Source organism: Methanobrevibacter sp. (assembly GCF_045644645.1).
Classification (GTDB): Archaea; Methanobacteriota; Methanobacteria; order Methanobacteriales; family Methanobacteriaceae; genus Methanocatella.
On record NZ_JAZRHE010000115.1, the window covers coordinates 1 to 7,278 of the forward strand.

8 protein-coding genes, 1 tRNA gene and 1 other RNA gene are annotated in these 7,278 nt (G+C 32.3%); 3 read left to right on the forward strand and 7 right to left on the reverse strand.

Features of this window, described 5'->3' with window-relative positions; all coding sequences use genetic code 11:
- The first annotated feature begins 9 nt into the window (after window positions 1-9).
- From ACKI4K_RS06400 to ACKI4K_RS06410, 3 genes are all read left to right on the forward strand, one after another.
- Entirely contained in the window at window positions 10-1,563 is a 1,554-nt protein-coding gene (locus tag ACKI4K_RS06400; RefSeq protein WP_407423400.1) for a radical SAM protein, read from the forward strand.
- 104 nt (window positions 1,564-1,667) lie between these two features.
- Complete coding sequence (locus ACKI4K_RS06405) at window positions 1,668-2,786, forward strand: pyridoxal phosphate-dependent aminotransferase (RefSeq protein WP_407423386.1); 1,119 nt, start codon at window positions 1,668-1,670, stop codon at window positions 2,784-2,786.
- Window positions 2,779-3,687 (forward strand): cation diffusion facilitator family transporter, encoded by a 909-nt coding sequence (locus ACKI4K_RS06410; RefSeq protein WP_407423388.1) that lies wholly within the window; start codon window positions 2,779-2,781, stop codon window positions 3,685-3,687. The genes ACKI4K_RS06405 and ACKI4K_RS06410 overlap by 8 nt, the downstream gene beginning before the upstream one ends.
- Window position 3,688: 1 nt before the next feature.
- Here ACKI4K_RS06410 and ACKI4K_RS06415 read toward each other — a convergent pair.
- From ACKI4K_RS06415 to ACKI4K_RS06445, 7 genes are all read right to left on the reverse strand, one after another.
- Window positions 3,689-3,772, reverse strand: a tRNA-Ser gene (locus ACKI4K_RS06415).
- A gap of 63 nt (window positions 3,773-3,835) precedes the next feature.
- An RNA gene (gene ffs, locus ACKI4K_RS06420) (signal recognition particle sRNA) lies at window positions 3,836-4,151 on the reverse strand.
- Window positions 4,152-4,314: 163 nt separating this feature from the next.
- Complete coding sequence (locus tag ACKI4K_RS06425; protein ID WP_407423390.1) at window positions 4,315-4,707, reverse strand: CBS domain-containing protein; 393 nt, start codon at window positions 4,705-4,707, stop codon at window positions 4,315-4,317.
- Window positions 4,667-5,596 carry a 2-phosphoglycerate kinase gene (locus ACKI4K_RS06430; protein WP_407423392.1) on the reverse strand — a complete coding sequence of 310 codons (930 nt, stop codon included), beginning with the start codon at window positions 5,594-5,596 and terminating at the stop codon, window positions 4,667-4,669. Before ACKI4K_RS06430 ends, ACKI4K_RS06425 begins: the two co-directional genes overlap by 41 nt.
- A 118-nt stretch (window positions 5,597-5,714) precedes the next feature.
- Complete coding sequence (locus ACKI4K_RS06435; RefSeq protein WP_407423394.1) at window positions 5,715-6,404, reverse strand: metallophosphoesterase; 690 nt, start codon at window positions 6,402-6,404, stop codon at window positions 5,715-5,717.
- A gap of 4 nt (window positions 6,405-6,408) precedes the next feature.
- Window positions 6,409-6,942 (reverse strand): DUF2096 domain-containing protein, encoded by a 534-nt coding sequence (locus ACKI4K_RS06440; protein ID WP_407423396.1) that lies wholly within the window; start codon window positions 6,940-6,942, stop codon window positions 6,409-6,411.
- On the reverse strand, window positions 6,939-7,205 hold the full coding sequence (locus tag ACKI4K_RS06445; protein WP_407423398.1) for a DUF749 domain-containing protein: 267 nt from the start codon (window positions 7,203-7,205) through the stop codon (window positions 6,939-6,941). Before ACKI4K_RS06445 ends, ACKI4K_RS06440 begins: the two co-directional genes overlap by 4 nt.
- Between the last annotated feature and the right edge of the window lie 73 nt (window positions 7,206-7,278).

Genomic DNA, 7,278 nt, shown 5'->3' on the forward strand with positions numbered 1-7,278 from the left:
GTTGATTATATGCTATATGAAAAAAATACATTTCAAAAGAAGTCTGAAAAGATAAACATCCATTTTGGATTATCTTATCCCAATATTTATCGCACAGCAATGTCTTCTTTAGGTTATAATATATTATACAATTACATTAATGAACGTGAGGATACATGGTGTGAAAGAATAATATATCCCAATACCAATTCAATTGAATCAAATACACCCGCCAAATACTTTGATATACTGAGTTTTTCTTTGCAATTTGAAGAAGACTATTTTAATGTATTAGAAATGCTTAAAAAGGCTGAAATTCCACTTAAAAGAAAAGAACGTGGGGAAAATGATCCATTAATCATAGCAGGCGGACCCTGTGCAACAGCAAATCCCATGCCGTTATCCGATTACATTGACATTTTTATTATTGGAGAAGGTGAAAAAATAATCAACACCTTTTTAGACAGATATCTTGAAAGACCTGATAAAAATTTAAAAAAATTTTTAGACATCCCTGGAGTTTATATTCCCGAGTTTAATAATAAAGCCAAAATAGCTCTAGTGACCAATATGGATGAGGCATACCACATCACCGACCCGATTATAAGTAAAAGTGATGATGAAAATTACCAAACCATTTTTAATAATTCCATTATGCTAAATGTTTCAAGGGGATGCAGTAGAGGTTGTAGATTTTGCATGGCCAGCTATCTTTATAGGCCTACTAGAGAAAGCAGTTATGAAAAATTAGTAGATGTTGCAATAAAAAACAGACAAAAAACCGGTTTAAACAAAATTACATTGATTGGTGCTGCAGTCTCGGATTATAGTAACTTAGAAAATCTTATAGAAAATCTTGAAAAAGAGGGTTTTCAAATTTCAACACCTTCTCTAAGAATTGAATCGATTTCCAAAAAAACATTAGAAACATTAAAGCAAAGCGGACTTAAAACAATTACTCTTGCTCCAGAATCGATTGATAGATTAAGGAAAGTAATTAATAAGGACATATCTGATGAAAAAATATTTTCAGTAATACAAGATGCCATCGACTTAGATTTTAAAATAAAATTATACTTTTTAATTGGAATTCCCGGTGAAAGTAAAGATGACATTAAAGAGCTCATTGACTACATGAAAAAAATAGCTGAAATGCATACCAACATTAAAAATGTAAAATTCAGCATAACTCCAATAATTCCAAAACCGCATACTCCACTACAATGGGAGCAATATGATTTTAAAGATATTAAAAATAAAACTAGGTATATTAAAAAAGAAATGAGAAGATATAACATAAAGTGTGAAAGTCCTAAAAAAGGTATGATTCAATATATATTGTCTTGTGGAAATAGGGAAGTTGGAGCGCTTATTGAAAAATCTTTGACAAAACCTCCAACATTAAAAGAATGGAAAGAACTACTTCCAAATTATAGTATTGATGATGAACTTCCATGGAACAATATTGATGTTGGAATAAATGAGAGATTTTTGAAAATAGAAAATAAACGATTAAGAAATTTGAAACAAACACCCTGGTGTGAAACATCCCCATGTTATAAATGTGGTGCATGTGAAAAATAATTACCATGAAAAAAATGATCTTACAACAATAATAAAAATTACAAAAAAAATAATAAAAATATAACAAGAATAACTAATATATAATATATAATAGGGGGAAAAATATGGTAAAACCTGCAAACAGAACAAACTCAATTGAGTTATCGCAAATAAGAAAAATGTTTGAAGTGACAAATCCTGATGCAATAAATCTTGGAATAGGCGAACCAGACTTTGATGTTCCTGAAAACATAAAAAATGCAATGAAAGAGTCTATTGATAACAATGAGACCCATTATACATCAAATAAAGGAATAATTGAATTAAGAGAAGCGATTGTGGAAAAATTCAAAAAGGATAATGGAATAAAAACCAATCCTGACAATATCATCGTGACAGCCGGAGCTAGTGAAGGATTATTCATGTGCGCACAGGCATTTTTTGAAAAGGGCGATGAAATAATTCTTCCAAATCCTAGTTTCTTATCTTATGAAGCATGCGTCAATTTATCCGGTGCGAAGATAATTCCAGTTGATTGTACAATGGAAAATGAATTTAAATTAAAAACAGATGATGTTTTAGAGAAAATATCCTCTGATACAAAAGCTATAATGTTAAATTCCCCTTCAAATCCAACAGGAGCCGTAATGGAAAAAGAAGATATAAAAGCAATAGCCGATTTATCTATGGACCACGATTTTTTAATAATTTCCGATGAAATTTATGAAAAAATCATCTATGACAAAAAACATCACTCCCCTGCAAAATACAGTGATAATGTAATTACTTTAAATGGTTTTTCAAAAACTTATGCTATGACTGGCCTTAGAATTGGTTATTTGACAGCAAATGAATATAACACAGAACAACTTCTTAAAATACACCAATACAATATAGCCTGTGCCAGTACAACCTCACAAAAGGGCGCTTATGAAGCACTAATAGGCCCTCAAAATGAAGTGGAAAAAATGGTTAGTGAATTTAAAAGAAGAAGAGACTTAATAGTAAGCAGATTAAATGAAATGGAATATGAAACCGTTAATGCTGAAGGGGCATTTTATGTATTCCCAAAAATTGAAGCTGAAGATTTTGTTCAAAAAGCGGCAGAAGCGGGCGTGATTACAGTTCCAGGAGCTGCTTTTGGATCGAATGGAAAAAACCATGTGAGGATGTCTTATGCAAACTCATATGAAAATATTGAAAAAGCCATGAATATCTTAGAAGAGCGTGTAGTTAATGGATGAATTTAGAAGTAAAGCAGGAAAAAAAGCGGTTATGGTGGCAATTCTTGCAAACTGCTTTTTAACAGTTTTCAATATAATCATAGGACTTTTGTCTGGAAGTTATGCGTTAATATCTGAAGGAGCGCATACATTATCAGACATAGTGACCTCAATTGTTGCTTATGCCGGCTTCAAAATAGGGCAAAAACCCGCTGATGAGGAACATCCTATAGGGCATGGGCGTGCAGAAGCGATAAGCGGATTGATAATAGTCTTATTCCTAGCAATGGTGGCATATGAAATTATGAGCGGAGCCATTGTAAAAATTCTAAACCCTGCAGCCATAACCATTCCAAACACACTTGCAGCAATAATGGCCTTTTTTGGAATAATAATTAACTATTCTGTTAGCGAATACATTATTAATATTGGTAAAGAAATAAAAAGTCCTGCAATTATAGCCGATGGGCAACATCAAAAAACAGATATTTTCTCATCAGTTGCAGTCCTACTGGGAGTTATCGTGTCAAATATAGGTTATCCTATACTGGACCCGTTTATTGGATTAATAATCGGATTTCTAATTCTAAAAACAGCTTATGAAATAGGCAAATCAAATTTAGATAATATTATGGGAAAAGTTCCATCACAGGAATTTATTGATAGAATTAAAGAAATTGCAGATAACACACCTCCTGCACAGGAAGCACATAATATTAAAGTAGATTACTTAGGATCATATGCACTGGTAACATTACATGTCAAACTCGATGGAAATTTAACTCTGAATGAAACGCATGAAATTGTACATCAGGTCCAAGACAATATTATAAAAGAAATACCTGAAGTTAAATATGTGATGGTTCATGCATGCCCTATCGGATTGCAATATGACCATGACCAAGAAATAGATAAATATTAAACGCCGGGACGGGGATTTGAACCCCGGAGGTCATAAGACCATCGGATTAGCAGTCCGACGCCGTACCAGGCTGGGCCATCCCGACAACTTAAAAAACAATTATAATAAATTATATGTTAAAACTTATTTATAAACTTAATTATTTTAACAAATGGCACGTTCAGAAGTGGACTAATCTCAAAAACATAAGTGATCTAAAAAACCCAACTCCACCCCGGGATTCTACAAGCATCGAATGTTAATAGTAGAGCTGCACCCTACCGGGCCTGACCCATTCCCATATTGAAGATGACTAACTTTTACCCTCCAGTAAAAATCTCACCACCACCAATCCTGCAGGACGAGGTTTCTATGTTGTTTTTTCTAGGCTTATACTCTCTTAAAAAGCCGCCTCCTGAACTTCGACCGCACCAAAGGGGGTGTGTGCTTACAGAGGACCCCTAACCCTCCAGTCTAGCCAGTAATAATATATGATTTTAATGTTATATAAAGGTTAGCAAAATAGCTTACTAGAACAAAAAATAATTACAGGAAATAATAAAAAAAGATTTTCTAGAAATATAAATTTTTATAGTAACTAACTAAAAACTTTTAAAAATGGAATAAAATAAATAAAAATGAGATATATTAAAATATCTCTTGAATAATATCTCCATCAGAAACAATTCCAACTAATCTACTATCTTCAACAACAGGAAGCTGGTTTAGAATTCCAGATGAAGAAACACCTTCTTTCATCACATTAATAGCTGTTTCAAGACTGTCTTCAGGTGAAACTGTAACAACAGACTTAATCATGATTTCATCAACACAGGTTCCCAATTCATACTTGTCTAGAATCAAATTGTGGCCAACATCAGTTGCTGTGATAATTCCAACCAATTTATCATCTTCGACAACAGGAAGAGAACTTATTTTATGTTTCATCAATTTTTCAAAAGCATAAACAACATCAGTGTCTGGGGCAGTAGTAATTACATCAGTTGTCATTATTTCTTTTACTTTCTTGTTTAACATCATTTATTCCTCCGAATTTTTCCAAAATATCATTTACCATGATATCTATAGTTTCGTTAATATCCACATTATTTATAATACATGCATCATGAATTTTTGCTTGTTCAACTAAAAACAATTGGGTTTTTCTAATATTTTCAAAGTTATCCATATATCTTTCAAGAGATCTTTTAACCCATGGCTGACGGCATCTTGAATAAAATCTTTGTTTGTGAGATTCCTCATCATCAACAGTTAATGTAAAAATTATAATATTATTATTGTCCATCAAATCTTTTCTAATAAAGCCGGGAACAATATGAACACCCTCAATAATAGTACTTATACCCTCTTTTACGGAACGCTCAATAATTGCCTCAATACCTACATTAACAACATCCACATGACTGATATACCCTTCAATGACCGAATCTATTCTGATTGAAGGAGTTCTTATACTTCCATAAGCATCAAAACTTGATTTATGGATAACCGGACTTAATTCTTTAGAAACAATTTTACGCATTACTTCCCTAATCATGTCAGTGCTTATAAGGTTTTTTAATCTTAACCTATTCGCAAGCTCAAAGGCCATTGAAGAAGTACCTACACCTGAAGCACCGCCAATGAGAATGATTAAAGGCTTTTCAGAAGTTCTAAGAGATCTCCAATTTTTATATTTCAATGCGATTTTCGGGTCTATTCTCTCAAGATGGTCTAAAACAGCAAATGCCAAATCAGAACTAGAAATTTCAGTGATATTTTTCTTCAATAATTCCTGTTCAATATCACTAGCAATTTCATGTGCTCTTTCAGTTCCGATATCAGCAACATTAAGTGAACGAGACATTATTCCTTTTGAAAATGGTTCCTTATACAGTTTCCCATCAACATCTCCGACAACCCATATCACAATAATCACATTCCATGAATTAAATCTGATTAAATATTTCGAATTATTGTTACATAAAACTTGTTATTTGATTTTTTTGATATAAAATAAAAAAAGAAAAAAAGAGAGAATAAAAAACTTATTCATCTAAAGATACAAGGCTTAACTCATAATCAGAGCCGTCTTTAATATCAATTAAAACAGCACCATTATCTTTAAGCATGCCTGGATTTGCTACATCAGTAGTTTTTCCGATTTTACTAATTGATTTTGCTTCATGGATATGTCCACAAAGATTAATTTCCGGTTCAAATTCATGAATTGACTTTTGAATTCCCTGACTTCCAACATGTTCGCCATTTTTAACCCTATCTGCATCGGTGTTAAAAGGTGGAGCATGAGTAGCTAAAATTCTTACTTTAGGAACATCAGAATTATAAACATAATCGTAATTAGCTAATAAATCGTATACCGCTGCATAAATCTTATCGTCATCCATTTCACCAGGAGTGTTGAATGGAGTAGGATTGGAACCTCCGAATCCAAATAATATTGCATCACCATAAGCAATAATATTATTGTGGAGACAAAATGATACTTCATTAATAGCATTGCATATTCCTGTAGGGTCACAGTTACCCGGAATAGCTATTACATCCACACCGCAGTCAGCAACTTTATTGATAAAAGTTGAAACGAACTCTAAAGGTCCAAAGTTAGTAATATCTCCTAATATTAAAACTAAATCAACATCATTATTATTTAAGTAATTGTATAAATTTTCGTTTTCTTCACCGTGAACATCACTTATCGCCAAAATTTTAGTCATTTAATCACCCTAATTCTTCTAAAAAGAAGGATCCCATTTCTTTTAGGCCAACTTGAAGATCCGGTTTATCACCATGCAATTCAATAGTTACATCATCATCAAATTCTATAATGAGACCATTCCATTCTGCAATTTCTTGAACTCTTTCTTCAGCTAATGGAACCTTTAATGTGATTCTTCCAGTAGTTAATCCCGGAGGAGTATTTACAAGAAATGTTGACCTGGACTTTGCGAATTCAAATACTTCATTACCTTGCATAACCTGCTTTAATAAATCAAGCCAATAATCAACATATTCATCCCCCTCTTCTTCAGATATAGTTAAAAGAGTTGCTTGAATATTATTTAAAGACATTTCAGCTTTTGCTAAACCATTAATCAAATCAGGATGGGAAGGATCTCTTTTATATGAACTAATTGATGATCTGATTAATCCCATCTCGGGGTTAATTCCATTTGGTATTTCATATCCTTTTTTGGTTAAATCGGAAATGAGATGCTGAAGAACTAACCAGTTTTGCTCAGAAGGTAAGCTCATAAATGTCCACCTATAATTTTTAAAGTAGTATGATTAATCTTAGCATCAGCGTCTTTTAATTCCCTTTCAATTTCACCAATATTTTCATAAGAGTCTAAGAACAAAACATGGTGAGTTGAGGTACCGGCAATGTTTAAAATTGCAATTTCATCACTTTGCTTTAATTCTCTTTTTTCAATTGTTGCTTTAAATTGCACATATGGTTCATATTCTTCAGGAAGGTCAGAATACTTAAATATGCCATCTAATGTTGCTAAAAACATAATTACACCTCTTAAATAGTATATACCATTTTATTTAATTAATCATATATAAACATGTTTGCGAATAATTCGT